At 69.6% G+C, this 25,468-nt stretch carries 20 protein-coding genes; 14 read left to right on the plus strand and 6 right to left on the minus strand.

Going from position 1 to position 25,468, the window contains the following annotated elements:
• Positions 1-366 precede the first annotated feature (366 nt).
• Positions 367-843 carry a hypothetical protein gene (locus MQP27_RS16350; protein ID WP_242765906.1) on the plus strand — a complete coding sequence of 159 codons (477 nt, stop codon included), beginning with the start codon at positions 367-369 and terminating at the stop codon, positions 841-843.
• Here the strand turns inward: MQP27_RS16350 and MQP27_RS16355 are convergent.
• The 4 genes from MQP27_RS16355 to MQP27_RS16365 form a co-directional block, all read right to left on the minus strand.
• Positions 812-1,432: a Maf family protein gene (locus MQP27_RS16355; protein ID WP_242765907.1), complete on the minus strand. Its 621-nt coding sequence runs from the start codon at positions 1,430-1,432 to the stop codon at positions 812-814. The genes MQP27_RS16350 and MQP27_RS16355 overlap by 32 nt on opposite strands.
• A 5-nt stretch (positions 1,433-1,437) precedes the next feature.
• Complete coding sequence (gene mmpB / locus MQP27_RS50950) at positions 1,438-1,566, minus strand: morphogenic membrane protein MmpB (protein WP_107416103.1); 129 nt, start codon at positions 1,564-1,566, stop codon at positions 1,438-1,440.
• A 105-nt stretch (positions 1,567-1,671) separates the two neighbouring features.
• Positions 1,672-1,881, minus strand: a complete 210-nt coding sequence (locus MQP27_RS16360; RefSeq protein ID WP_242765908.1) for an acyl-CoA carboxylase epsilon subunit — start codon at positions 1,879-1,881, stop codon at positions 1,672-1,674.
• A 17-nt stretch (positions 1,882-1,898) separates the two neighbouring features.
• Positions 1,899-3,482: an acyl-CoA carboxylase subunit beta gene (locus MQP27_RS16365; protein WP_242765909.1), complete on the minus strand. Its 1,584-nt coding sequence runs from the start codon at positions 3,480-3,482 to the stop codon at positions 1,899-1,901.
• Between the two features lie 111 nt (positions 3,483-3,593).
• On the opposite strand from MQP27_RS16365, the gene MQP27_RS16370 reads away from it, so the two are divergent.
• From MQP27_RS16370 to hutH, 5 genes are all read left to right on the plus strand, one after another.
• A complete protein-coding gene (locus MQP27_RS16370) occupies positions 3,594-4,454 on the plus strand; it encodes a biotin--[acetyl-CoA-carboxylase] ligase (protein WP_242765910.1) in 861 nt (286 codons plus the stop codon).
• 160 nt (positions 4,455-4,614) lie between these two features.
• Positions 4,615-5,709, plus strand: a complete 1,095-nt coding sequence (locus MQP27_RS16375) for an adenylate/guanylate cyclase domain-containing protein (protein ID WP_242765911.1) — start codon at positions 4,615-4,617, stop codon at positions 5,707-5,709.
• 1,488 nt (positions 5,710-7,197) lie between these two features.
• Entirely contained in the window at positions 7,198-7,998 is an 801-nt protein-coding gene (locus tag MQP27_RS16380) for an enoyl-CoA hydratase/isomerase family protein (protein ID WP_242765912.1), read from the plus strand.
• An 89-nt stretch (positions 7,999-8,087) separates the two neighbouring features.
• A complete protein-coding gene (locus MQP27_RS16385) occupies positions 8,088-9,236 on the plus strand; it encodes a GGDEF domain-containing protein (RefSeq protein ID WP_242765913.1) in 1,149 nt (382 codons plus the stop codon).
• 64 nt (positions 9,237-9,300) lie between these two features.
• Complete coding sequence (gene hutH, locus MQP27_RS16390; protein WP_242766515.1) at positions 9,301-10,839, plus strand: histidine ammonia-lyase; 1,539 nt, start codon at positions 9,301-9,303, stop codon at positions 10,837-10,839.
• A 22-nt stretch (positions 10,840-10,861) separates the two neighbouring features.
• Here hutH and MQP27_RS16395 read toward each other — a convergent pair whose 3' ends face one another.
• Positions 10,862-11,167 (minus strand): LPXTG cell wall anchor domain-containing protein, encoded by a 306-nt coding sequence (locus MQP27_RS16395; RefSeq protein WP_242765914.1) that lies wholly within the window; start codon positions 11,165-11,167, stop codon positions 10,862-10,864.
• A gap of 109 nt (positions 11,168-11,276) precedes the next feature.
• On the opposite strand from MQP27_RS16395, the gene MQP27_RS16400 reads away from it, so the two are divergent.
• The 7 genes from MQP27_RS16400 to MQP27_RS16430 all read left to right on the plus strand — a co-directional run bounded on the left by MQP27_RS16400 (position 11,277) and on the right by MQP27_RS16430 (position 23,337).
• The gene (locus MQP27_RS16400) at positions 11,277-11,627 is read left to right on the plus strand and encodes a hypothetical protein (RefSeq protein ID WP_242765915.1); all 351 of its coding nucleotides are present in this window, start codon (positions 11,277-11,279) and stop codon (positions 11,625-11,627) included.
• 211 nt (positions 11,628-11,838) lie between these two features.
• Positions 11,839-13,104 carry a L,D-transpeptidase gene (locus MQP27_RS16405; RefSeq protein ID WP_242765916.1) on the plus strand — a complete coding sequence of 422 codons (1,266 nt, stop codon included), beginning with the start codon at positions 11,839-11,841 and terminating at the stop codon, positions 13,102-13,104.
• Positions 13,105-13,249: 145 nt separating this feature from the next.
• A complete protein-coding gene (locus MQP27_RS16410) occupies positions 13,250-14,722 on the plus strand; it encodes an ABC transporter permease (protein WP_242765917.1) in 1,473 nt (490 codons plus the stop codon).
• 38 nt (positions 14,723-14,760) lie between these two features.
• Positions 14,761-15,444, plus strand: coding sequence for an ABC transporter ATP-binding protein (locus MQP27_RS16415; RefSeq protein ID WP_242765918.1), 684 nt, complete (start codon positions 14,761-14,763; stop codon positions 15,442-15,444).
• 184 nt (positions 15,445-15,628) lie between these two features.
• On the plus strand, positions 15,629-18,925 hold the full coding sequence (locus MQP27_RS16420; RefSeq protein WP_242765919.1) for a S8 family peptidase: 3,297 nt from the start codon (positions 15,629-15,631) through the stop codon (positions 18,923-18,925).
• Positions 18,926-19,168: 243 nt separating this feature from the next.
• Positions 19,169-22,486, plus strand: coding sequence for a S8 family peptidase (locus tag MQP27_RS16425; RefSeq protein ID WP_242765920.1), 3,318 nt, complete (start codon positions 19,169-19,171; stop codon positions 22,484-22,486).
• Positions 22,487-22,566: 80 nt separating this feature from the next.
• On the plus strand, positions 22,567-23,337 hold the full coding sequence (locus MQP27_RS16430; RefSeq protein ID WP_242765921.1) for a group II truncated hemoglobin: 771 nt from the start codon (positions 22,567-22,569) through the stop codon (positions 23,335-23,337).
• Here the strand turns inward: MQP27_RS16430 and MQP27_RS16435 are convergent.
• A complete protein-coding gene (locus MQP27_RS16435; protein ID WP_242765922.1) occupies positions 23,315-24,250 on the minus strand; it encodes a helix-turn-helix transcriptional regulator in 936 nt (311 codons plus the stop codon). The genes MQP27_RS16430 and MQP27_RS16435 overlap by 23 nt on opposite strands.
• 170 nt (positions 24,251-24,420) lie before the next feature.
• Between MQP27_RS16435 and MQP27_RS16440 the strand changes: the two genes are divergently transcribed.
• Positions 24,421-25,461 (plus strand): NAD(P)-dependent alcohol dehydrogenase, encoded by a 1,041-nt coding sequence (locus MQP27_RS16440; RefSeq protein WP_242765923.1) that lies wholly within the window; start codon positions 24,421-24,423, stop codon positions 25,459-25,461.
• The last annotated feature ends 7 nt before the right edge of the window (positions 25,462-25,468 follow it).

The raw sequence follows: 25,468 nt of genomic DNA on the forward strand, positions 1-25,468 counted from the left end.
CGATTGAGGCTCCCTCCTTGAAACAAGCCGAGTTTAGGGACTGCCGACGAGGCACTTCGACCCATCCCCAATGGTGAGCTTGCCCACACGGAGCGTGATTCGAGGCTTGCTCGACCCGTGAAATCCCTTGTCGCACCTAGGTATGCAGGACTCCTTCCGGCAACCCTAGCCCTCTCATGTGGTCAAGGTCTCTGTGAGAGCGTGCTGCGGGCCACTCCGTTTCTTTGTGGAGTCCCTACGAATGGCCCAACGATTCTTTGCGGTCGGCACAACCCTTGTCCCAGGGTTTACCCGTTAGTAGCGTTCGCGAGGTACCGAAACGTACTTGAGGTAACAACAGCTCGGCTCGAGAGTGGGTGGGGACCGGTGATACGCAGGCCGGTGGCGTGGGTGGTGGCGGTCGTGCTCTTCGTCGAGGCGTTCGGCGTCGCCGCGCTGAACTGGTTCCTCGGGATCGTCGTCGACCGCCAGGACATGTCCCTGGCCGGGCTCGACCCCGACATGATGTCCATGTCCTCGAAGATCGGCGGACTCCTCTTCGGCGCCTACTTCGCCCTGTGCGGCGTGGCCGCGCTCTTCGTGGCCCTGCGCAACCGGCCGCCGGCCGGCCTCGGCCGCATCCTCCTCATCAGCGCGGCCGTCGTGCACGGGCTGCTCGGCGCCTTCGCGTGGGGCCTGGTCGGCTGGTCGGCGTTCCTCTTCATGGTGGTCGTGCTGGGGCTGATCGTGCTCCTGCTGATGACGTACGACCGCCCGCCGACGCCGGCCGCGGAGGACCCCGAGGACACCAAGGGCGACGACGGGTCGCCGGTCAGCCCTCCGCCGGCGCCCACAACTCCGTGATGCCGACGCCCAGTCGGGCGAGCAGCTTGCGGACCAGGGGGAGGCTGATGCCGATCACATTGCCGTGGTCGCCGTCGATGCCCTCGATGAACGGCGCGCTGCGGCCGTCGAGCGTGAACGCGCCCGCGACGTGGAGGGGTTCGCCGGAGGCCACGTACGCGGCGATCTCCTCGTCGGTGGGCTCGCCGAAGCGGACGACGGTGGAGGCCGTGGCGGAGGTGTAGCGGCCGGTGCCGGTGTCGTAGACGCAGTGGCCGGTCTGGAGCGTGCCCGCGCGGCCGCGCATCGCCTTCCAGCGCGCGGTGGCCTCCTCGGCGTCCGCGGGCTTGCCGAGGGGTTCGCCGTCGAGGTCGAGGACCGAGTCGCAGCCGATGACGATCGCGCCGCGGGCGTCCGGGCGTGCCGCGACGACGGAGGCCTTCGCCTCGGCCAGGGCGAGGGCCAGGTCGGCGGGGGTGGGGGCCGTCACGGCGTCCTCGTCTACGCCGCTGACGATGACCTCCGGTGCGAGGCCGGCCTGGCGCAGGAGGTTCAGCCGGGCGGGGGACTGGGAGGCGAGGATGAGGCGGCGGCGGGGATGGTCGGTCATGTGGTTCAGCGTAGTCCGATGACAATCATCGCCAGGACCATCGCGAGGGCCATGAGAACGCCGAGTCTGCGCAACATGTCCTGCGTGTCGCGCAGTTCCTCCGGAGGTTCGTTCTCAGGGTCCGACCACAGCATGCTTCCAGGGTGCGGGTTGGACTTTGAGGGCGCCTGAGTAGCCGTACTCAGATTGGCGCCCTCGGTTGTACTTCTGTGCGCGGTTCCCCGCGCCCCTGAAATGCCTCAGCTGGGCCAGTAAGTGCGGGTCCATGATGTCGGGCCCGGCTGGGGGATGCGGTGCGTCGCGATCCTTGCCGGGTCGGACCAGGAGTCCCTTGCTCGCGCGGCTTCCGGCGTCGTGGCTGATGCCGCTGCCGCGCGGGCCCTGACCACCGCCAGGGCGGCGGCCAGCTCCTCGGGGGTGGGGTTGCCCCGTACGACCTTGATGTTCATCGTGGCTCCCGGCCGGGCTAGAGGGGGATGTTGCCGTGCTTCTTGGGCGGCAGGGACTCGCGCTTGGTGCGGAGCTGGCGCAGGCCCCGTACGACATGGCGGCGGGTGTCGGACGGCATGATCACCGAGTCGATGTAGCCGCGCTCGGCCGCGATGTAGGGGTTGAGGAGGGTGTCCTCGTACTCCTGGATGAGCTGCGCCCGGGCGGCCTCCGCGTCCTCGGCCTCGGCGATCGTGCGGCGGTGCAGGATGTTGACCGCGCCCTGGGCGCCCATGACGGCGATCTGGGCGGTGGGCCAGGCGAGGTTGATGTCGGCGCCGAGGTGCTTGGAGCCCATGACGTCGTAGGCGCCGCCGAAGGCCTTGCGGGTGATGACGGTGATGAGGGGGACGGTGGCCTCGGCGTAGGCGTAGATCAGCTTGGCGCCGCGGCGGATGATGCCGTCGTGCTCCTGGTCGACGCCGGGCAGGAAGCCGGGGACGTCGACGAAGGTGAGCACCGGGATGTTGAAGGCGTCGCAGGTGCGCACGAAGCGGGCGGCTTTCTCGCTGGCCTTGATGTCGAGGCAACCGGCGTACTGCATGGGCTGGTTGGCGACGATGCCGACGGGGTGGCCCTCGACGCGGCCGTAGCCGGTGAGGATGTTCGGCGCGTACAGCGGCTGGGTCTCGAAGAACTCGGCGTCGTCCAGGACGTGCTCGATCACCGTGTGCATGTCGTACGGCTGGTTCGCGCTGTCCGGGACCAGGGTGTCCAGTTCGAGGTCCTCGGCGGTGACGGCGAGGTCCGCCTCCTCCGGGTAGACCGGGGCCTCGGAGAGGTTGTTGGAGGGGAGGTAGCTCAGCAGCTGCTTGATGTACTCGATCGCGTCCTTCTCGTCGCCCGCCATGTGGTGGGCGACGCCGGAGGTCGAGTTGTGGGTGCGGGCGCCGCCGAGCTCCTCGAAGCCGACGTCCTCGCCGGTGACGGTCTTGATGACGTCGGGGCCGGTGATGAACATGTGGGACGTCTGGTCGACCATCACCGTGAAGTCGGTGATCGCGGGGGAGTAGACCGCGCCGCCCGCGCAGGGGCCGACGACCAGGCTGATCTGGGGGATGACGCCGGAGGCATGGGTGTTGCGGCGGAAGATCTCGCCGTAGGCGCCGAGGGAGGCGACACCCTCCTGGATGCGGGCGCCTCCCGAGTCGTTGATGCCGATGACCGGGCAGCCGGTCTTCAGCGCGAAGTCCATGACCTTGACGATCTTCTGGCCGTAGACCTCGCCGAGGGCGCCGCCGAAGACGGTGAAGTCCTGCGAGAAGACGGCGACGGGACGGCCGTCGACCGTGCCGTAGCCGGTGACGACGCCGTCGCCGTAGGGGCGGTTCTTGTCCAGGCCGAAGTTGGTGGAGCGGTGGCGGGCGAACTCGTCCAGTTCGACGAAGGAGCCCTCGTCGAGGAGGAGTTCGATGCGCTCACGGGCCGTCAACTTGCCCTTGGCGTGCTGCTTTTCGACGGCGCGTGCCGAGCCGGCGTGCGTCGCCTCGTCGATGCGACGCTGGAGATCCGCGAGCTTGCCCGCGGTGGTGTGAATGTCGATCGCTTCCGGCTCGGACATCGGTCTCGCGGCTCCCTGCCTGCTCAAAAGGGGGGACGGTTACTCATCCGTAGAGTAGTGGTGGGCTCACGAATCAGCAGTGCGGCGTTTCACACACCTAGGGTGGCTTGCATGACGCCGCGAGATGCATCTGATGACAGCCGTTGGTCCGATCTGGAGCGGCCACCGCTCAGCGCTCCCGCGCTGCGGCGCGGGCTCGTGCGGGACGGTGGGTTGTGGCGGGACGTGGAGGTGGTGCGGAGCACCGGCTCCACCAACTCCGACCTGGTCGCGCTGGCCGGGGCCGGGAAGGCCGGGGAAGGGGCCGTGCTGGTCGCCGAGGAGCAGACCGCCGGGCGGGGGCGGCTGGATCGGCAGTGGACCGCGCCTGCTCGGTCGGGGTTGTTCTTCTCCGTGCTGTTGAAGCCCGTCGAGGTGCCGGTGGCTCGGTGGGGGTGGCTGCCCTTGCTCACCGGCGTGGCGGTGGCGACCGGGCTTTCGCGGGCCGCGGGTGTGGACACGGCACTCAAGTGGCCCAACGACGTGCTCGTCTCCATCGGCGGGGAGGAGCGCAAGACCGGCGGGATCCTGGCCGAGCGGGCCGGGGACGACGGGGTGGTGATCGGCGCGGGGATCAACGTCACCCTCCGGGAGGACGAGCTGCCGGTGCCGACGGCGGGGTCGCTGGGGCTGGCGGGGGCGGTGAGCACGGACCGGGATCCGCTGCTGCGGGCCGTGCTGCGGTCGCTGGAGGAGTGGTACGGGCGGTGGCGGGAGGCCGGGGGGGATCCGGCGGTGAGCGGGCTGCAGGAGACGTATGCGGCGGGGTGCGCGACGTTGGGGAGGGAAGTGCGGGCCGAGCTGCCGGGGGATCGGGCGGTTGTGGGGGAGGCCGTGGCGATCGACGGGGACGGGCGGCTTGTGATCGCTACGGGGGAGGGGGTGCAGGAACCGGTGGGGGCGGGGGATGTCGTGCATCTGAGGCCTGCGTGAGTATCCCCGGCCGTGTCACCGGGTCACCAGGTATCACCAGCACCCGGACGGCGGCCCCGACGCCGGGTGACTTGTCTCCACGGGAGTGAGCTACGGCACACCTGCCGTAGAGTTAAGGCCGGTCGATACCTGACCGCGGCAGATCGGAAGGGCAGCAGGCGTGACCGTCGACGACACGGGCTCCGGCGCGGACGCGGACGGCGAGGACCCGCTCGCCCTGCGCCTGGAGCATCTGATCCTCGGCGCCGAGCGGCGCTACACGCCCTTCCAGGCGGCTCGTAGCGCCGGCGTGTCCGTGGAGCTGGCGACGCGCTTCTGGCGGGCGATGGGGTTCGCCGACATCGGGCAGGCCAAGGCGCTGACGGAGGCGGACGTGCTGGCCCTGCGGCGGCTGTCCGGTCTGGTGGAGGCGGGGCTGCTGAGTGAGGCCATGGCCGTGCAGGTGGCCCGGTCTACCGGGCAGACCACGGCGCGGCTGGCCGAGTGGCAGATCGACTCCTTTCTGGAGGGGCTGACCGAGCCGCCGGAGCCGGGCATGACGCGGACCGAGGTCACGTATCCGATCGTCGAGCTGCTCCTGCCCGAGCTGGAGGAGTTCCTCGTCTACGTGTGGCGGCGGCAGCTGGCCGCGTCCGCGGGGCGGGTTGTGCAGGCGGCCGACGACGAGGAGATGGTGGACCGGCGGCTCGCTGTCGGCTTCGCCGATCTCGTGGGGTTCACGCGGCTGACCCGGCGGATGGAGGAGGAGGAGCTCGGCGAGCTCGTCGAGGCCTTCGAGACGACGGCGGCGGATCTGGTGGCGGCGCACGGTGGGCGGCTGATCAAGACGCTCGGGGACGAAGTGCTGTACGCGGCGGACGACGCGGGGGTGGCCGCGGAGATCGCGTTGCGGCTCATCGAGACGATGGCGAACGACGAGACGATGCCGGAGCTGCGGGTGGGGATCGCGTTCGGGACGGTGACGACGCGGATGGGGGACGTGTTCGGTACGACGGTGAACCTTGCGTCTCGGCTTACGTCGATAGCGCCGCGGGATGCCGTGCTGGTCGATACGGCGTTTGCGGAGGAGCTGATCCGGAGCGGGGAGGCGCCGGCGTCTGAGGCGGAGGCGGCGGAGGCGGCTGCGGCGGCGGAGAAGGAGGGGGAGGAGGCGCCGACGTATCGGTTCGCGCTTCAGCCGATGTGGCAGCGGCCGGTGCGGGGGCTGGGTGTGGTGGAGCCTTGGTTGCTCACTCGGCGGGCGCAGGAGCCGTAGGGCGGCAGCGCCGGGTGCGCCGGGGGTGCGTTGTGGGTCGGGGTCGGGGCGGTACGGCGAACCCGCCGCCCACGGGGTTGGCGTTTCTTGAGGGGCGGGCCTGCGCTACTGCCATGTACGCGGCGGGTTGCGCCGTACCGCCCCGACCCGCTCCCGTGCGTGGGCGGCTGCGGGATGGGGTTCAGCGGGTCAGTGGGCCCACGCACAGGCCGACCAGGGGGACGCACACGCCGGGGTTGGACGTCTGGGTCGGCTGGGGGGTGGGTGGGGGCGTGGTGTGGTCCGCGGGGGGTGGGGAATGCGGGGCGGGGTTGGTCGTTGTGGGTGGGTGTGGGGTTGTTGTGGGGGCTGGGGTGTTCGGGGCCTCGGGGATTGTTGTGTCGGGCTGGTTCAGGGGCCTGGGGGACGTGGGGGGCGTGGAGGTGGTTGGTAGGGGTACGAGCGTTGAGCCTGCGGTCGGTGTGCCGCTGATGCCGCCCATCGGTGACGTTGCCGACGGGCTCACCCGCGGGGCCGTGCCCACGGTTGCGGCGGCGTTGGTGGAGCGCTCGGCTCCGGTGACGGGGTCCTGCCGGGGCTCGGCCTCCGCGGTGCCGTAGCCTCCGCTTCCCGACTCGGGCGCCATTCGTACGAGGCTCAGCACACCCGCCGCCAGCGCGACCCCACCGGCGGCCAGCATCAGCTTCCGGGGGCGGGGCCTGCGGTGACGGCCTCGGATGCGCGGGCCGAAGAGGCGGGGGCCGAGGGTGGGGGCTTCGGGAGTCCCGGCAGTCGTCGGGGTCTGCGGAGCCCCCGCGGACCTCGCGGTTCCGGGAGTCGGCGGGGTCTGCGGAGTCCCTGTAGACCTCGGAGTTCCCAAAGTCCCCCAAGTCTCCGGTGCTCCCGTAGTCCCCGGTGCGTCCGGTGTCTTCGGCGTGTTCGCCGACCCGGGAGCCTTCGGCCTCCTCGCAGCCCCCCGTGCCCCCGCAGCCTCTGGTGTCTTCAGTGCCCCCGGTGTCCTCGGCGTCCCCAAAGTCCTTGCCGCCTCCGATGCCTTCAAGGCCTCCGGCGCGCCCGCAGCCCCCGATGTCCTCAGAGCCCCCTGCGCCCCCACAGCCCTCTGTGCCCCCACAGACCCCGCAGCTGCCGCGGTCTCCAGCGCCCCGGGTGTCCCCGCAGCTGCCGCAGCCCCTGAGGCTGCCGCAGGCTCCAGCGTCCCCGCAGCCCCCGAAGTCCCCATCGCCCCCAAAGCCCCCGCCGCCCGTGGCCTGGTCGCCATGTTTCTTGGCATCTCGTTGTCCCTCCCCAATGCGCTCGCGCCCCCGATGCGCCGTGGCGGACGCACGTTATGCGCTCCTGTGGGCGGTCGGTTGGGAGTTGGGTGGGATGTCACTCGAACGGGGTGTCGGGCTTCGCCGCGGGAACCGGGTGGCGTCGGCCTTTTCCTGGTGGGTTGGGGCTGCGATGATCGGGGTGTCGGATGTTAACCCGCGTTAACCGGAGGGTGTCATGAGCGAGGAGCGGTTCGGGGAGTTCGTGCTGGTGCGGCGGCATGCGGACGGGCATGTCGCGGAACTCGCCCTCGACCGGCCCAAGGCCATGAACGCCGTGTCGACGGACATGGCACGGTCCATCGCGGGGGCGTGCGCCGCGCTGGGCGCCGACCGGGACGTGCGGGTGGTCGTGCTGACCTCCACGCACGAGCGGGCGTTCTGCGTGGGGGCGGATCTGAAGGAGCGGAACTCCTTCAGCGACGCGGATCTCGTGCGGCAGCGGCCCGTCGCGCGCGGGGCGTACACCGGCGTGCTGGAGCTGCCCGTGCCGACGATCGCGGCGGTGCACGGATTCGCGCTGGGCGGGGGCTTCGAGCTCGCGTTGGCGTGCGATCTGATCGTGGCCGACGGTACGGCCGTGGTGGGGCTGCCGGAGGTGTCGGTGGGGGTTATTCCGGGGGGTGGGGGTACGCAATTGCTGCCGCGGCGGGTGGGGGCTGCCCGTGCGGCCGAGCTGATCTTCACGGCCCGGAGGGTGGAGGCCGACGAGGCGCGGGAGTTGGGGCTCGTCGATGAAGTGGTGGGGGAGGGGCGGGATCGGGAGGAGGCCCTCGTGCTTGCGGGGCGTATCGCTGGGCATTCGCCCGTTGGGCTGCGGGCTGCCAAGCGGGCCCTGCGGCTCGGGCAGGGGCTGGATCTGCGGGCCGGGCTGGAGGTCGAGGACGCCGCCTGGCGGGCGGTGGCCTTTTCCGGGGATCGGGCGGAAGGGGTGGCCGCTTTCAACGAGAAGCGGGCGCCTCGGTGGCCGGGGGAGTGAGCGGCAGGGTGGGTTGAGTGTTCGGGGGTGGTCACCCCAGCGCCGTATCAACATCCACTAATCACCGCAAACCTCCCTAACCTGGAGTAATGGGTGAGGACAAGCGGCTCGCGGCTGTCGTTGCGTTGGCGCAGGGCATGGCGGCCGCTCACGGCTCGCGCGGGGCGTGGCGGGCCGCTGCCGTCGGGGCGTGCCGGGCGCTCGGGGGGAGTTTTGCCGCGCTGTCCGTGTGGGAGCGGGAGCTCGGGCGGCTCAGGGTGCTGGTCAATGTGGGGGAGCGGGCGGAGGGGGAGGACGAGTTTCCGGACGACGAGTCCTACCCGGTCCATCAGTTTCCGGAGATCACTGAGTTCCTGCATGAGCGGTGGGCCGGCGGGGGTGAGCCCAATGCCTGGGTCGAGACCGCTGAAGGGCCTGCGGCCGGGCGTCGGCCTGGGTACGTCCATCAGCGCGTGGCGGCGCTGCGGCGGCGGGGGCGCGGCTGCTGTGTCGTCGCGCCCATCGTGCTGAACGGGCGCGCCTGGGGTGAGCTGTACGTCGCCCGGCCCGCCGGGACGCCCGTCTTCGACCGGGCCGACGCCGACTTCGCGACCGTACTGGCCGCCGTGGTCGCCGCGGGGATCGCGCAGGCCGAGCGGCTGGAGGAGGCGCGGCGGCTCGCCTACACCGACGCGCTCACCGGGCTCGCCAATCGCCGAGCCGTGGACGTGAAGCTCGACGAGGCGATCGAGCGGCATCGGGTCGACGGGACTGTGGTGAGTCTTGTGGTGTGTGATCTCAATGGGCTTAAGCGGGTCAACGACACTCGGGGGCATGCGGTGGGGGATCGGCTGCTTGAGCGGTTCGGGTCGGTGTTGTCGTTGTGCGGCGCGATGCTGCCGGGGGCGCTCGCGGCACGGCTCGGGGGTGACGAGTTCTGTCTGCTGGCCGTCGGGCCGAGCGCTGATGAAGTGGTGAAGGCCGCTGATGAACTGTGTCGGCGGGCCGCCGAGTTGGAGTTGGGGGAGGGGGTGGCCTGCGGGGTTGCCTCGACTGAGGATCCCATTGGGGTGGTGCGGTCGGCTCGGCGGTTGTTTCGGCTTGCGGATGCCGCGCAGTACCGGGCCAAGGCCGAGCGGGCGGCCAAGCCCGTCGTGGCCGGGCGGGGTGGGGCCGACGATCCCGTGGTGCGGCTGGCCGACGCGCCCTCGGCGGAGGCGGTCGTCGAACGGCGGCGTTTCCGGGGGCGGCGCGTGTAAGGGGCGTATCGGCCACCCGGTAGTGACATCTCCGTCTTCACTGCGTACGCTCCTGAATATGGATATGCACACTGTGGTGGTGGGGACGTCCGGGGTGACCGCGTCCGACGTTCTCGCCGTGGCGCGTGGCGGGGCCCGGGTCGAGCTCTCCGGGGAGGCGGTCGCGGCGCTGGCCGGCGCCCGGCGGATCGTGGACGCGCTGGCCGCCAAGCCCGAGCCCGTCTACGGCGTCAGCACCGGCTTCGGTGCTCTGGCGACCCGGCACATCAGCCAGGAACTGCGCGCCCAGCTGCAGCGCAATATCGTGCGGTCGCACGCGGCGGGGCTGGGGCCGCGGGTGGAGCGGGAAGTCGTACGGGCTCTGATGTTTTTGAGGCTGAAGACCGTCTGTTCCGGGCATACGGGGGTTCGGCCCGAGGTCGCGCAGACCATGGCCGACGTGCTCAACGCCGGGATCACGCCCGTGGTGCACGAGTACGGGTCGCTGGGGTGCTCCGGTGACCTCGCGCCGTTGTCCCACTGTGCTCTCACGCTGATGGGGGAGGGCGAGGCCGAGGGGCCGGACGGGGTCGTGCGGGCCGCTGGTGAGCTGCTCGCCGAGGCCGGGATCAAGCCCGTCGAGCTGCGGGAAAAGGAGGGGCTCGCCCTTCTCAACGGCACCGACGGCATGCTCGGGATGCTGGTGATGGCCCTGGCCGATCTGGACATGTTGTACAAGTCCGCCGACGTCACCGCCGCGCTGAGCCTTGAGGCGCTGCTCGGCACCGACAAGGTGCTCGCGCCCGAGCTGCACGCCATCCGGCCGCATCCGGGGCAGGGGGCCAGCGCCGCCAACATGCTCGCCGTGCTGAAGGGGTCGGAGCTCACCGGGCATCATCAGGACGACGCGCCCCGGGTTCAGGACGCGTACTCGGTGCGGTGTGCTCCGCAGGTCGCCGGGGCGGGGCGGGACACCATCGCGCACGCGCGGGTGGTGGCCGAGCGTGAGCTTGCCTCCGCCGTCGACAATCCCGTCGTACTGCCCGACGGGCGGGTGGAGTCCAACGGGAACTTCCACGGTGCGCCGGTCGCCTATGTGCTGGACTTCCTCGCCATCGCCGTCGCCGATCTCGCGTCGATCGCCGAGCGGCGGACCGACCGGCTGCTCGACAAGAACCGGAGCCACGGGCTGCCGCCGTTCCTCGCCGACGACGCCGGGGTGGACAGCGGGCTGATGATCGCCCAGTACACGCAGGCCGCGCTGGTGAGCGAGATGAAGCGGCTGGCCGTGCCCGCCTCCGCCGACTCGATTCCTTCCTCCGCCATGCAGGAGGACCACGTCTCCATGGGGTGGTCGGCCGCGCGCAAGCTGCGCACCGCCGTCGACAACCTCGCGCGCGTGGTCGCCATCGAGCTGTACGCCGCCACCCGGGCCATCCAGCTGCGCGAGGGGCTGACCCCGGCGCCCGCCTCGCAGGCCGTCATCGAGGCCGTACGGGCCGCGGGTGTGGAGGGGCCGGGACCCGACCGGTTCCTGGCGCCCGACCTCGCGGCGGCGGACGCGTTCGTGCGGGGCGGGAACGTGGTGGCCGCGGTGGAGACGGTCACCGGGCCGCTGCAGTAGCCGTGGCGGCCGTCAACCGCCGTCAGAAGCCGAGGCGTTCGCGGCGTACCGAATAGACGATGAAACCGGCACCCAGCGTGAGGAAGAGGGTGCCGCCGACGACGTACGGAGTCGTGTCGATGCTGCCCGTGTCGGCGAGTTCGGTGCCGTCTCCGGACGGTGCCGAGGACTCCTGCGTCGCCGGCCTGGCCTGCGTCGTCGCGGTCGCCGAGGGCTCGTCTCTCGCCGGGGTGTCCTGGGTCGCGTTGGCGGACGGGACGAACCACAGGGCGCCCAGCAGGGTGCCTGCGGCGGTGGCGGTCAGCAACGGACGGCGAGCGGATGACACGGAATATCGATCCCCTTGTGGCGCTGGCGAATTGGCCGTGTGGAGCGATGTTAGTGAAAGGCGCGGGTCACGGGAAAGTCACGGGAGGTTTGAGCCTTACGCTCGCGCCATGACTACTGAAGAGACATCACGTTTTGTCCGGCTTCGGGTGGAACTCGTCGTCGAGGTCGAGGATGCGGACGCCGTCACCAAGGCGGCGCTGCGGCGGATCGCGGACGAGCCCGATATGCCGGCCGATGAGCGGGTACACGCCGAGAACGCTGTGACGGAAGACACCGCGGAGGCGCTCGCGTATCTCGTCGACCCGTTCGACCTGGTCAACGAGGTGCCGGGGGTGGAGCTCGCGCAGGCCTCCTGGTCGAGCGAGCCCGTCGACTACGACCCTGATTCGCCGGACTGGGACCTGGACGAGGATGATGTCGAGGAAGATGAAGACGACGAGGAGGACGGCGTCGGCTGAGCGGCTTGGGGAAATCGTGACCCCGGGAGGCAACTGCCGTCCGGGGTTTCGTCGTCTCAGGGGTGCGCACTGACGCGCAGTGATGCGCACGGACCGGCATCCACGCCTTCCGCCTCGGCGGACGTGGTGTGCCCCACACATCCCAGGAATGTGGAACGGGCGGGACCGGTCGTAGCGTTGAAGTTCGTTGACGGCTGTAGTTGTGGCAACGATGGAGAAGCGTGTGATGACGAACAGTAAGCGGCGCAGGGGCCTCGCGGCCGCGTCCGCACTGCTCGGCGGGGTTCTGGTGCTCTCGGCCTGTTCCGGCGGCGGCGACGACAAGTCCTCCGGCGGCGGGAACGACACCTCACAGGCCAAGGCCGACGAGGCGGCGGCCAAGAAGTCCTCCGAGGCCGACATCAAGATCACGCCCAAGGACGGCTCGGACAACGCCTCCATCAACAACTCCGCCGCGGTCACCGTCAGCAAGGGCACGCTCACGAGCGTGAAGATGACGACGGCCGGCGGTACGGCGGTCGCGGGCGCCCTGTCCGCCGACAAGACCAGCTGGAAGCCGAGCGCCCAGCTGGAGCGCTCGACCACCTACAAGGTCACCGCCGAGGCCAAGGACGCGAACGGTCTGGTCGCGCACGAGAACGCGTCCTTCACGACGGTCTCCCCGGCCAACAGCTTCATAGGCAACTTCACGCCCGAGGACGGCTCCACGGTCGGCGTGGGCATGCCGGTGTCGATCAACTTCGACAAGGCGATCACCAACAAGGCCGCGGTGCAGAAGGGCATCACGGTCTCCTCCAGCAGCGGCCAGGAGGTCGTCGGGCACTGGTTCAACGCCAACCGCCTCGACTTCCGCCCCGAGGACTACTGGAAGGAGAACTCCACCGTCACGCTGAAGCTCGCGCTCGACGGTGTCGAGGGCGCCTCCGGTGTCTACGGCGTGCAGCAGAAGACGGTCACCTTCCACATCGGCCGCAACCAGGTCTCCTACGTCGACGCGAAGACCAAGCAGATGAAGGTCACGCAGGACGGCAAGACCATCAAGACCATCCCGATCTCGGCCGGTTCGCCGGAGAACAAGACGTACAACGGCATCATGGTGATGTCCGAGAAGTTCAAGGAGACGCGCATGAACGGCGCGACCGTGGGCTTCACCGACGACGACGGCAAGGGCGAGTACGACATCAAGGACGTGCCGCACGCCATCCGGCTCACCAACTCCGGCACGTTCCTGCACGGCAACTACTGGGGCGCGAAGTCCATCTTCGGCTCGGTGAACACCAGTCACGGCTGTGTGGGCCTGTCGGACACCAAGGGCGCCAACGACACCGGGACGCCCGCGTACTGGATGTACACCCACTCGATCATCGGTGACGTCGTGGTCGTCTCCAACACCGGCGACAAGACGGTCCAGCCGGACAACGGCCTCAACGGCTGGAACCTCAGCTGGGCCGACTGGAAGGCGGGTTCGGCGGTCTGAGCCACCGGTACCTCACAGCTTCCGATGCCGCCCCCAGGGGCGGCATCGGTGTTTCTGGGGCCTTTCTGGGGTCGGCCACAGCCTTCTCATGCATCTCTTATTTCGGCCTTATCCAGTCATCACGCGCCGTCCCTACCTTGCGGCCATGTTCTTCACCTACCTGAGGCGCGAACTGCGCCGCCGCAGAAAAGCGGCCCTCGTCGTCGCCTCCGGGCTCGCGCTGGGAATCGCGCTGGTCATCGTGGTCAGCTCCGTGTCGTCCGGCATGGGCAAGGCCCAGGACAAGGTCCTCCAGTCGCTCTACGGCCTGGGTACGGACATGACGGTCACCAAGGCGGCGACGCCGACGGCGAGCAACTCCCAGCGACCGCGCTTCAACTTCGACGCGCAGAACAACGGTTCGTCGACGACGCAGAGCAGCGACCGGGTGATGGTGCAGGGCTTCACCACACTGGCCTCCTCGACCGTCACCAAGGTCGGGGACCAGAAGGGCGTCTCCTCCGCCGTGGGCGGGCTGAGCCTCAACGTGGTGAAGGTCAGCGGCCAGTTCACCCGCGGCCAGTTCCAGCAGAACCAGCAGGGCGGCAACGGCGGCGGCCAGAACGGCGGGGGCCAGAACGGCGGCGGCACCGGCCAGCCGCAGGGCGAAGTGCGCGGCGGCGGCGCCGACTTCAGCCTCAACCAGTACACCGTGTTCGGCACCGACGTCACCAAGACCGCGCTCGGCCCGCTGACCTCCTCGAAGATCACCAGCGGCCGTACCTTCAAGACCACCGAGACCGACGCGAAGGTCGTCGTCGCCGACTCCGCGTACGCCAAGGAGAAGAAGTACAAGGTCGGTTCGACCGTCACCATCAAGAGCGTCAAGTTCAAGGTGATCGGCATCGCGACCGCGGACAGCGGTGACTCGGCGGCCAACCTGTACATCCCGCTGAAGCAGGCGCAGACGCTGGCGAGCGAGAAGAACAAGGTCACCACGATCTACGTCAAGGCGACCGACTCCAAGCAGATCTCGGACGTCAAGTCGACCATCCAGAAGAACGTCTCGGGTACGACGGTGACGACCTCCGCGGACCTCGCCGACACCGTCTCCGGCTCCCTCTCCACCGCGTCCTCCCTCGCCACCAACGTCGGCAAGTGGCTGTCCATCGCGGTGCTCGTGGCCGCGTTCCTGGTCGCCGGTCTGCTCACCTCCTCCGCGGTCTCCCGCCGGGTGCGCGAGTTCGGCACGCTGAAGGCGCTGGGCTGGAAGTCCGGCCGGGTGACCCGGCAGGTCGTCGGCGAGGCGATGGTGAACGGTCTGCTGGGCGGTGCGCTGGGCATCGCGCTCGGTCTCGCGGGCGCGTACGTCGTGACCAGCATCAGCCCCACGCTGCAGGCCCAGTTGGGCGGGGGCGGCGGCGGTAACGCGGGGGGCGGCCCCGGTGGCGGCGGCTTCGGCGGCCCGGGCCGCCAGGCGGCGAAGACCCTTGAGGTCGCCCTCACCGCCCCGGTGAACGTGACGACGATCGTGCTGGCGGTGGGCCTGGCGGTCGCGGGTGGTCTGATCGCGGGTGCGTTCGGCGGCTGGCGGGCGTCGCGACTGCGTCCGGCGGACGCGCTGCGGCGCGTCGAGTAGCCGACCCCAACTTCCTTACGCACCCCAGGAGTCACTCCATGTACGAACTCAGAAACGTCACCAAGCGCTACACCCGGGGCAAGGACACCGTCCACGCCCTCGACGGCGTCGACCTGTCCATCGCCGACGGCGACCGGCTCGTCATCCAGGGCCCCACCGGCGGCGGCAAGTCCACCCTCCTGCAGATGCTCGGCGGGCTCGACCGGCCGACCGACGGCGAAGTCACCCTCGACGGCACCGACTTGGCCAAGCTCAGCGAGGCTCGGCTCACCAAGGTCCGCAGCGAGAACATCGGCTTCGTCTTCCAGTCCTTCAACCTCATCCCGACGCTCACCGCCCAGGAGAACGTCGAGACCGCCCTCGTACCCCTCGGAGTGAAGACCAAGGAGCGACGGGAGCGGGCGGCCGAAGCGCTGACATCCGTCGGTCTCGGCGAGCGACTGGGACACCTGCCCGGCGAGATGTCCGGCGGCCAGCAGCAGCGGGTCGCCATCGCGCGGGCCCTGGTGAAGCAGCCGAAGGTACTGCTCGCCGACGAACCCACCGGAAACCTCGACGAGTCCATGCGCGACGAGATCATGGACGTGCTGGAGCGGATGTGGAAGGAGCTGGGCCTGACCTTCATCATGGTCACCCACGACTCCGCGATCGCGAAGAAGGCCCTGCGCCTTGCGACGATCCGCAAGGGCAAGCTGACCGTCAAGGAGAACGCGGGCGCGTAACAACGCGGAACGGTAACGGCTTTCTGATGGGTCTGTCACAGTCGGGAAGGGCCGTCTCTTACCTTCTTCTCATCTCTTGAGGCGTCTGATCACCCCTCGGCATACTGCGTATTCCGGGGGGTGTACGCGTGTGCGTGCGAGACCGCCCCCGGCATCATCTCCAGGGGGAGACTTGCGCAGACAAGTGAAAAGGGCATGCGCCGCGTCCGTCGCGACCGCGGCGGCCGTGGCCCTGGCGGCGGGCATGACCGGTCCGGCGTCGGCCAAGACGGAGCAGTCGGCGACTGCTTCACACGCTCAACTCTCGTCCAAGCACCGCATCACCCTGATCACCGGCGACCGTGTGCTGGTCGACGCGAAGGGCCGGGTCGTCGGCCTGGAGCCGGCGAAGGGGCGCGAGCACATACCCGTCCAGGTCCGCAAGGCCGACGGCCACACGCTGGTCGTACCGGCCGACGCGACCCGCCTGGTCGCCACCGGCAAACTCGACCAGCGACTGTTCGACGTCACCGAACTCAACAAGGCGGCGACCCGCAAGTCGCAGGCCAAGGGCCTGAAGGTCATCGTCGGCTACAGCGGCGCGGCGACGGCCACCAAGGCCGACGTCCGTGACGCGGGCACCCTGCGTCGCACCCTCAAGTCCCTGAACGCGGACGCCGTCCAGACCCCGGTCAAGGAGACGCCGGAGCTCTGGGACGCCGTCACCAACGGCGGCAAGACCGCGTCCGGCATCGCGCACGTGTGGCTGGACGGCACCCGCAAGGCGAGCCTCGACAAGTCCGTGCCGCAGATCGGCGCCCCGAAGGCGTGGGCGGCCGGCTACGACGGCAAGGGTGTCAAGATCGCCGTACTGGACACGGGTGTCGACGCGGACCACCCGGACCTGAAGACGCAGGTCGTCGAGTCCAAGAACTTCTCCACGGCCGCCGACGCCACCGACCACTTCGGCCACGGCACGCACGTCGCGTCCATCGCGGCCGGTACGGGCGCCAAGTCCGGCGGCAAGTACAAGGGCGTCGCACCCGGCGCCAAGATCCTCAACGGCAAGGTCCTCGACGACACCGGCTCCGGTGACGACTCCGGCATCCTCGCCGGCATGGAGTGGGCGGCCGAGCAGGGCGCCGACGTCGTCAACCTGAGCCTCGGCGGCCAGGACTCGCCCGGCATCGACCCCCTTGAGGCCGAGGTCAACAAGCTGTCGGAGGAGAAGGGCATCCTCTTCGCGATCGCCGCGGGCAACTCCGGCCCGGAGTCGGTCGGTTCGCCCGGCAGCGCCGAGGACGCGCTGACCGTCGGCGCGGTCGACGACAAGGACGTGCTGGCCGACTTCTCCTCGACCGGCCCGACCGTCGACGGCGCCATCAAGCCGGACGTCACCGCCCCCGGCGTCGACATCACCGCGGCCGCCGCGCCCGGCAGCGTCATCGACCAGGAGGTCGGCGAGAACCCGCCCGGCTACCTGACCATCTCGGGTACGTCGATGGCGACGCCGCACGTGGCGGGCGCGGCGGCGATCCTGAAGCAGGAGCACCCGGACTGGAAGTTCAGCGAGCTCAAGGGCGCGCTGACCGGTTCCGCGAAGGGCGGCAAGTACACGCCGTTCGAGCAGGGTTCGGGCCGGATCGCGGTCGACAAGGCGATCAAGCAGACCGTGATCGCCGACCCTGTGTCGGTGAGCTTCGGTACCCAGCAGTGGCCGCACACCGACGACACCCCGGTCACCAAGCAGCTGACGTACCGCAACCTCGGCACGAAGGACGTCACGCTGAGCCTCGCCGTCACCGCCACCAACCCCAAGGGGCAGGCGGCTCCGGCGGGCTTCTTCAAGCTCGGCGCGACCAAGGTGACGGTTCCGGCGGGCGGCAAGGCGTCCGTGGACGTGACCGTGAACACCAAGCTGGGCGGCACGGTCGACGGCGCGTACTCCGCGTACGTTACGGCGACGGGCGACGGCCAGAGCGTGCGGACGGCCGCGGCCGTGCAGCGCGAGGTGGAGTCGTACGACGTCACCATCAAGCACATCGGCAAGGACGGTCAGCCGACCCCCGACTACAACACCATCCTGCTCGGCTACTCGGGTCTCGCCGAGAACCGCGGCATGCAGGTGCCGGTCGCGGCCTCGGGTACGACGACCGTGCGCGTGCCCAAGGGCAAGTACCTGCTGGACGCCTGGATCGCCAAAGACCTCGTCACCTTCCAGGGCGGCATCGACTGGCTGGTCCAGCCGAGTCTGAACGTCACCAAGAACACCACGGTGACGATCGACGCCCGCAAGACCAGGACGGCCGACGTCACGGTGCCGGACGCGGCGGCCAAGCAGCAGCTGGCCATGATCGGTTACACCTACGACCCCGCGTTCATCGGCATCTCCTTCGGCGCGCAGTCCTTCGCCGACATCCGGATGGCGCCGCTCGGCGGCGAGGTCTCCGGCCTGCACCAGACCTGGAACGGGCAGTGGACCAAGGGCGACAAGGCCGAGTACGACGTGGCCACCACCGCGACCGTCAAGAAGGTGCAGGGCGACAAGGTCCGGCACTTCAAGGCGAGCGAGCTCGCCACGGTGAAGAACAACATCGGGGCCGGCGCCGCGGGCAAGACCGGCGCGCTGTACCCGGTGGGCCTCTTCCCCAGTGACGTGGTGTTCGGCACCGGCGTCGAGCAGAAGCTGCCGGGCAGCCGCACCCTGTACCTCTCGACCTCCGACAAGATCGAGTGGAGCTGGGACTTCGAGCAGCACAAGGGCGTCGACGCGGACGGCTTCCCGATCGCGGACGCGTTCTACACCCTGGGCGACCCGCAGCTGTTCAAGGCGGGCCAGAGCTACAAGAAGACCTTCAACACCGCGGTCTTCGGCCCGCACCTGAGCACGTACTACGGGCTCTTCCGGGACGGCAACAGCATCTACGGCGTCCTCCCGCTGTTCTCCGACGGGGCCGGGCACGCCGGTTCCTCGGACTTCACCAAGGTCGTCACCACGCTCTACCGCAACGGCACCAAGGTCGGCTCCAACGACGACCCGCTGTTCGGCAACAAGGAGTTCGTGGTGCCGTCCGCGGAGGCCAAGTACAAGCTGACGACCTCGGTCAAGCGCAGCGCGAACATCGCCGGGGCCTCCACCCAGATCAACGCGAGCTGGGAGTTCAGCTCCAAGAAGCCGGGCACCGGCAACGTGACCACGCTGCCCGCGTCCATCGCCCGCTTCAAGGCGGCCGTCGGCCTGGACAACAAGGTCGAGGCCGGAAAGACGGTCAGCATCCCGGTCGTCGTCGAGGGCGCGGCCAAGGGCAGCAACCTCAAGTCGCTGACGGTGACGGTCTCCTACGACTCCGGCAAGACCTGGAAGAAGGTCTCCGTGGTCGGCGGCAAGATCAAGGTGAAGAACCCGGCGAAGGGCAAGTCCATCTCCTTCCACGCCCAGATCACCGACAAGAAGAACAACAAGTCGGCGCTCTCGATCTACAACGCGTACTACGGCAAATAGCAAGGCTGTCAAGGGAATTGAGGGCATTCGGTGCGACAGGTCTGTAACGGCTTTCCAGTAGGCGCGTAACAGACGTGAAGTCCGTCTCTTACCCTTCTCTCATCTCTTGAGGCACGTGATCACCCCCCGGCATACTGCGTATTCCGGGGGGTGCACACGTTCACGTGTGCGAGACCTCCCTCGGCCGGGTGAACGGGGATATTTCACCCGGAACTTCAGCTAGGGGGAGTTTTGCGCAGACAAGTGAAAAGAGCGTGCGCGGGCACGATCGCCGCGGCAGCGGCCGTGGCTCTCGCGGCGGGCATGACCAGCCCGGCGCAGGCGACGGCGGAGCGGACCGGCACCGCCGTTTCCCAGGCCGCCGCCTCGAAGCTCACCGTCAAGCACCGCATCACGCTGATCACGGGTGACCGCGTCGCGGTCGACGCCAAGGGCCGCGTCGTCGGCATCGAGCCCGCCAAGGGCCGCGAGAACATACCCGTCCAGATCCGCAAGGCCGACGGCCACACCCTGGTCGTACCGGCCGACGTCGCCCGCATGATCGCGACCGGCAAGGTCGACCAGCGGCTGTTCGACGTCACCGAACTGAGCAAGGCGAGGACCCTCAAGTCCCAGGCCAAGGGCCTGAAGGTCATCGTCGGCTACAAGGGCGCCGCCGCGGCCGCGAAGTCCGAGGTCCGCGACGCCGGCACGCTCCGCGAGAGCCTCAAGGCGCTCAACGCGGATGCCGTGCAGACGCCGAAGCAGGACGCGCCCGAACTGTGGGACGCCGTCACCAACGGGGACAAGACCGCCTCCGGCATCGCGCACGTCTGGCTCGACGGCGTCCGCAAGGCCAGCCTCGACAAGTCCGTGCCGCAGATCGGCGCCCCGACCGCCTGGGCCGCCGGCTACACCGGCAAGGGCGTCAAGATCGCCGTCCTGGACACCGGCATCGACGCCACCCACCCGGACCTCAAGGACCAGGTGATCGCGGCGAAGAACTTCTCCACCGCCGCCGACGCCACCGACCACTTCGGCCACGGCACCCATGTCGCGTCCATCGCGGCCGGTACGGGCGCCAAGTCCGGCGGCAAGTACAAGGGTGTGGCCCCGGACGCCAAGCTGCTCAACGGCAAGGTCCTCGACGACAGCGGCTACGGCGACGACTCCGGCATCCTCGCGGGCATGGAGTGGGCGGCCGAGCAGGGCGCCGACGTCGTCAACCTGAGCCTGGGCGGCGGCGACACCCCGGAGATCGACCCTCTTGAGGCCGAGGTCAACAAGCTGTCGGAGGAGAAGGGCATCCTCTTCGCCATCGCCGCCGGCAACGAGGGCGACTTCGGCGACCAGACCATCGGCTCCCCGGGCAGCGCGGCCGACGCGCTGACCGTCGGCGCGGTCGACGACAACGACAAGCTGGCCTCCTTCTCCAGTCGCGGCCCCGGCCTCGACGGCCAGATCAAGCCCGATGTCACCGCCCCCGGCGTCGACATCACCGCGGCGGCCGCCCCGGGCAGTGTCATCGACCAGGAGGTCGGCGAGAACCCGCCCGGCTACCTGACCATCTCGGGTACGTCGATGGCGACCCCGCACGTCGCGGGTGCCGCGGCGCTGCTCAAGCAGCAGCACCCCGACTGGAAGTTCTCCGAGCTCAAGGGCGCGCTCACGGGCTCCGCGAAGGGCGGCAAGTACACGCCGTTCGAGCAGGGTTCGGGCCGGATCGCGGTCGACAAGGCGATCAAGCAGACCGTGATCGCCGACCCGGTCTCGGTGAGCTTCGGCATCGCCCAGTGGCCGCACACCGACGACACCCCGATCACCAAGCAGCTGACGTACCGCAACCTCGGCACGAAGGACGTCACGCTCAAGCTGACGTCGACCGCCACCAACCCCAAGGGGCAGGCGGCACCGTCCGGCTTCTTCAAGCTGGCCGCCACCACGGTCACCGTCCCGGCGGGCGGCAAGGCCTCCGTGGACTTCACCGCCGACACCAAGCTGGGCGGCACGGTCGACGGCGCGTACTCCGCGTACGTGACCGCGACGGGCGACGGCCAGACCGTGCGGACGGCCGCGGCCGTGCAGCGCGAGGTGGAGTCGTACGACGTCACGCTGAAGGCCATCGGCCGTGACGGGAAGCCGACGAAGAACTACGGCGTCACCCTGGTCGGCGTCTCCGGCCTCGGCAAGGACAAGTTCTACGCCCCGTACGACGAGTCCGGCACCGCCAAGGTGCGCCTGCCCAAGGGCCGTTACGTCCTCGACGGCAGCATCTCCGTGGACCCGCAGGACGCCACCAAGGGCATCGACTGGCTGGCCCAGCCGAAGCTCGACGTCACCAAGAAGACCACGGTCACGCTGGACGCCCGCACCGCGAAGCCGGTCGACATCACCGTGCCGGACGCGGCCGCCAAGTCCGAGTTCGCGGCGCCGGGCTACGACGTCGAGGTCGGCGACTCCGGCTACGGCTTCGGCTGGTTCCTGAACACGTACGAGGGCTTCCGCTCGAAGGGCCTCGGCCCGCAGATCACCGACGGGTCGCTGACCCAGTCGTGGGACGGCCACTGGTCCAAGGGCACCACCGAGGAGTACGACGCCACCACCGGCAGCGTCGTCAAGCAGCTCGCCACCGGCTACACCAAGCACTGGAAGACCGGCGACCTGGCCACGGTGAAGGTCGGCCTCGGCGCCTCGGCGAGCGGCAAGAAGGGCGCCGTCACCGCCATGGGCTGGCTGCCCGGCGTCAACAGCGCCTCCGGGATCTCCATCCCGCAGACCCTGCCCGGCACCCGCAAGCTGCACCTGTCCGCCACCGGCGGGGTGAAGTGGAACCTGGAGTTCGAGCAGGACGGCGGCGTCGACGCGGACGGCTTCCCGATCGCCGAGGCGTACTACACCATCGGCGCGCCGCAGTCCTTCAAGGCGGGCACGTCCTACTCGAAGACGTTCAACACGGCCGTCTTCGGCCCGCACCTGAACGCCGACTTCGGCCTCTACCGCGACGGCAACGACATCTACGGTGTCGTCCCGCTGTTCGCCGACGGCAAGACCCACTCGGGCTCCTCGGTCTTCTCGTCGGTCGTCACGACGCTGTACCGCAACGGCACCAAGGTCGGCTCCAACGACGACCCGCTGTTCGGTGAGAAGTCGTTCAAGGTGCCGTCCGCGGACGCCGCGTACAAGCTGACCACCTCGGTCAAGCGCAGCGTCAAGGTCGCCGCGGCCTCCACCCGCATCGACGCCACCTGGGAGTTCCGCTCCAAGAAGGCCGACCTCGCCAAGCTCCCCGCGTCCACGGCCCGCTTCGCCGCGACCACGGACCTGGGCAGCAAGGTCACGGCCGGCCAGACGAAGACCATCCCGGTCGTCGTCGAGGGTGCCGCCAAGGGCAGCAACCTCAAGTCCCTCGCGGTGTACGTGTCGTACGACAACAAGACCTGGACGAAGGTCTCCGTGGTCGGCGGCAAGATCAAGGTGAAGAACCCGGCGAAGGGGAAGTCCATCTCCTTCCGCGCCAAGATCACCGACAAGAAGAACAACAAGTCCTCGGTCACGATCTACAACGCCTACTACGGCAAGTAGCCCGCGGGCGCGTTGAGCGCTGAGCGAACGGCCCACCGGAGGTGCAGCCTCCGGTGGGCCGTCCGTGTTTGTGTGGGCGCATGACCACCGAGACCGTCGAATACATCCGGTACCGCGTCCCGGAGGACCGCTCGGCGGAGTTCCTGGCCGCCTACACCCGCGCCGCCGCCCAGCTCGCGGCGGCACCGCAGTGCGTCGACTACGAACTGGCGCGCTGCGAGGAGGACTTCGAGCACTTCGTCCTGCGCATCACCTGGACGTCGACCGAGGACCACGTCGAGGGCTTCCGCAAGTCGGAGCTGTTCCCCGCGTTCTTCGCGGAGATCCGGCGGTACGTCGAGAACATCGAGGAGATGCGGCACTACAAGCCGACGGTGGTGCGCGGCACCGGCTCCTCGGTGCCGTCGCTGTACACCTGGGCGGGCGGCGCGGAGGCCTTCTCCCGCCTGACCTCGGCGTTCTACGAGAAGGTGCTCGCGGACGACCTCCTGGCCCCGCTCTTCGCCGACCTGGCCCCCGACCACGCCGAGCATGTCGCGCTCTGGCTCGCCGAGGTCTTCGGCGGCCCGCCCGCCTACTCCCTCACCCAGGGCGGCCACGGCCACATGGTCGCCAAGCACTTCGGCAAGCACATCACCGAGCCCCAGCGCCGCCGCTGGGTCAACCTGATCCAGGACGCGGCGGACGAGGCGGGCCTGCCGACGGACGCCGAGTTCCGCTCCGCGTTCCTGGCGTACATCGAGTGGGGCACCAGGCTCGCGGTCTACTTCTCCGGCCCCGACGCCAAGCCGCCGGCCGAGCAGCCGGTACCGCGGTGGAACTGGGGGGCTATGCCGCCGTATCGGGGCTGACGGAGGTCTTCCCCGAGCGCGTCGCGTCCGCGCCCCAGCTCGCCAGCAGGCGGAGGGCGTCGGCCGAGGCGGAGCCCGGTTCGGCGTGGTAGATGACCAGACCCTGGTCGCAGTTGTCCGGCGGGCGGAAGGACTCGAAGTTCAGGGTCAGCTCGCCGACCAGGGGATGGCGCAGGTGCTTGACGCCGTGGCCCTTCTCCTTGACGTCGTGCGTGGCCCACAGCCGACGGAACTCCTCGCTCTTCACGGAGAGTTCGCCGACCAGGGCGGACAGCCGGGGGTCGTCGGGGTAGACACCCGCCGCCATCCGCAGATAGCTCACCATGTCGCTGGCCTTCTGGTCCCACTCCACGAACAGCTCGCGGTACTCCGGGTTCAGGAACACCAGCCGCGCCCAGTTCCGCTCCTGCACCGGCATCCGCGCCCAGTCGCCGAACACGGCCGCGGCCATGCTGTTCCAGGCGAGGATGTCGCAGTACCGCCCGGAGATGTACGCCGGCACCCCGTCCAGCGTGTCCAGCAGCTGCCGCAGCGACACCCGCACCTGCTCCGGCCGTACCGGCGACTTCTTCTTGTTCTGCTTGGGCTTCGCGAGATGGGTGAGATGGTCGTGCTCGGTGTCCGTCAGCCGCAGCGCCCGCGCGATCGCGTCCAGCACCTCCGCCGACACGTTCCGCCCGTTGCCCTGCTCCAGACGCGTGTAGTACGCCACCGAGACGCCCGCCAGCTGCGCCAGCTCCTCGCGCCTGAGCCCCGGCACCCGCCGGTGCCGCCCGAAGTCGGGCAGCCCCACGTCCTCGGGCTTCAGCCGCGCCCGCCGGGTGCGCAGGAACTCGCTCAGCTCGGCACGCCGGTCCAGGGCCCCGCCGGTCCCTTCGACGGTGTCCTGTACGGGGTGGGGCTGTTCGTCCATGTGTCCAGTATTCACGGTCGTACGAACACGAGCCTGCCCCCGCCAGTAGTAGGAACACCGGACGTACGCAGAAGCGTGGGCTGGGTGAACCCCGCGCCGACCGGCACAGTGGACGTCGTGCCCGGTCGGAAGGCAGCCGGGCGCGCACCTTCCACTAGGAGAACCCCGGCATGACCACCGTCGCTGCATACGCCGCTCCCGCCGCCAAGGCTCCGCTGGAGCGGACCACCATCGAGCGCCGTCCGGTCGGCGAGTTCGACGTCCTGATCGACATCAAGTTCGCCGGCATCTGCCATTCCGACATCCACCAGGCCCGCGAGGGCTGGGGCGAGGCCATCTTCCCCATGGTCCCGGGCCACGAGATCGCGGGCATCGTCTCCGAGGTCGGCCCCGGCGTCACCAAGTACGCCGTCGGCGACCGGGTGGGCGTCGGCTGCCTCGTCGACTCCTGCCGCGAGTGCGACAACTGCAAGGCCGGTCTGGAGCAGTACTGCACCGGCGGTGGCGTCGGCACGTACAACGCCGTCGGCAAGGACGGCGAGCCGACCTACGGCGGCTACTCCGAGAAGATCGTCGTGGACGAGAACTACGTCGTCCGCATCCCCGACGGACTCTCCCTGGACGTGGCCGCGCCCCTCCTGTGCGCCGGCATCACCACGTACTCCCCGCTCCGCCACTGGAACGCCGGCCCCGGCAAGAAGGTCGCGATCCTCGGCATGGGCGGCCTCGGCCACATGGGCGTCAAGATCGCGCACGCGCTCGGCGCCGAGGTCACGGTCCTCTCGCAGTCCCTGCGCAAGAAGGAGGACGGCCTGCGGCTGGGCGCCGACCACTACCACGCGACCAGCGACGAGCAGACCTTCCAGGACCTCAAGGGCACCTTCGACCTGATCCTCTCCACGGTCTCGGCGCCGCTGAACCTGGACGCGTTCCTGTCCCTGCTCAAGACGGACGGCGCCTTCGTGAACGTCGGCGCCCCCGAGGAGCCCGTCAAGCTCAACCTCTTCTCGGTGATCAGCGGCCGCAAGACCCTCGCGGGCTCCGGCATCGGCGGCATCCGGGAGACCCAGGAGATGCTGGACTTCTGCGCCGAGCACGGCATCGGCGCCGAGATCGAGCTGATCCGCGCGGACGAGGTCAACGAGGCGTACGAGCGGGTCCTCTCCAGCGACGTCCGCTTCCGCTTCGTCATCGACAACGCGACCATCTGACCGCGTT

Source organism: Streptomyces cylindrosporus (assembly GCF_022698165.1).
Lineage (GTDB): Bacteria > Actinomycetota > Actinomycetes > Streptomycetales > Streptomycetaceae > Streptomyces > Streptomyces cylindrosporus.

What these genes read in the sequence shown, in the direction of transcription:
- MQP27_RS16355 (WP_242765907.1), bottom strand. Translation starts at nt 1,432, where the DNA reads ATGACCGACCATCCCCGCCGCCGCCTCATCCTCGCCTCCCAGTCCCCC.
- mmpB (WP_107416103.1), bottom strand. Translation starts at nt 1,566, where the DNA reads ATGCTGTGGTCGGACCCTGAGAACGAACCTCCGGAGGAACTGCGCGAC.
- MQP27_RS16360 (WP_242765908.1), bottom strand. Translation starts at nt 1,881, where the DNA reads ATGAACATCAAGGTCGTACGGGGCAACCCCACCCCCGAGGAGCTGGCC.
- MQP27_RS16365 (WP_242765909.1), bottom strand. Translation starts at nt 3,482, where the DNA reads ATGTCCGAGCCGGAAGCGATCGACATTCACACCACCGCGGGCAAGCTC.
- MQP27_RS16370 (WP_242765910.1), top strand. Translation starts at nt 3,594, where the DNA reads ATGACGCCGCGAGATGCATCTGATGACAGCCGTTGGTCCGATCTGGAG.
- MQP27_RS16380 (WP_242765912.1), top strand. Translation starts at nt 7,198, where the DNA reads ATGAGCGAGGAGCGGTTCGGGGAGTTCGTGCTGGTGCGGCGGCATGCG.
- MQP27_RS16385 (WP_242765913.1), top strand. Translation starts at nt 8,088, where the DNA reads ATGGGTGAGGACAAGCGGCTCGCGGCTGTCGTTGCGTTGGCGCAGGGC.
- hutH (WP_242766515.1), top strand. Translation starts at nt 9,301, where the DNA reads ATGCACACTGTGGTGGTGGGGACGTCCGGGGTGACCGCGTCCGACGTT.
- MQP27_RS16400 (WP_242765915.1), top strand. Translation starts at nt 11,277, where the DNA reads ATGACTACTGAAGAGACATCACGTTTTGTCCGGCTTCGGGTGGAACTC.
- MQP27_RS16405 (WP_242765916.1), top strand. Translation starts at nt 11,839, where the DNA reads ATGGAGAAGCGTGTGATGACGAACAGTAAGCGGCGCAGGGGCCTCGCG.
- MQP27_RS16410 (WP_242765917.1), top strand. Translation starts at nt 13,250, where the DNA reads ATGTTCTTCACCTACCTGAGGCGCGAACTGCGCCGCCGCAGAAAAGCG.
- MQP27_RS16415 (WP_242765918.1), top strand. Translation starts at nt 14,761, where the DNA reads ATGTACGAACTCAGAAACGTCACCAAGCGCTACACCCGGGGCAAGGAC.
- MQP27_RS16430 (WP_242765921.1), top strand. Translation starts at nt 22,567, where the DNA reads ATGACCACCGAGACCGTCGAATACATCCGGTACCGCGTCCCGGAGGAC.
- MQP27_RS16435 (WP_242765922.1), bottom strand. Translation starts at nt 24,250, where the DNA reads ATGGACGAACAGCCCCACCCCGTACAGGACACCGTCGAAGGGACCGGC.
- MQP27_RS16440 (WP_242765923.1), top strand. Translation starts at nt 24,421, where the DNA reads ATGACCACCGTCGCTGCATACGCCGCTCCCGCCGCCAAGGCTCCGCTG.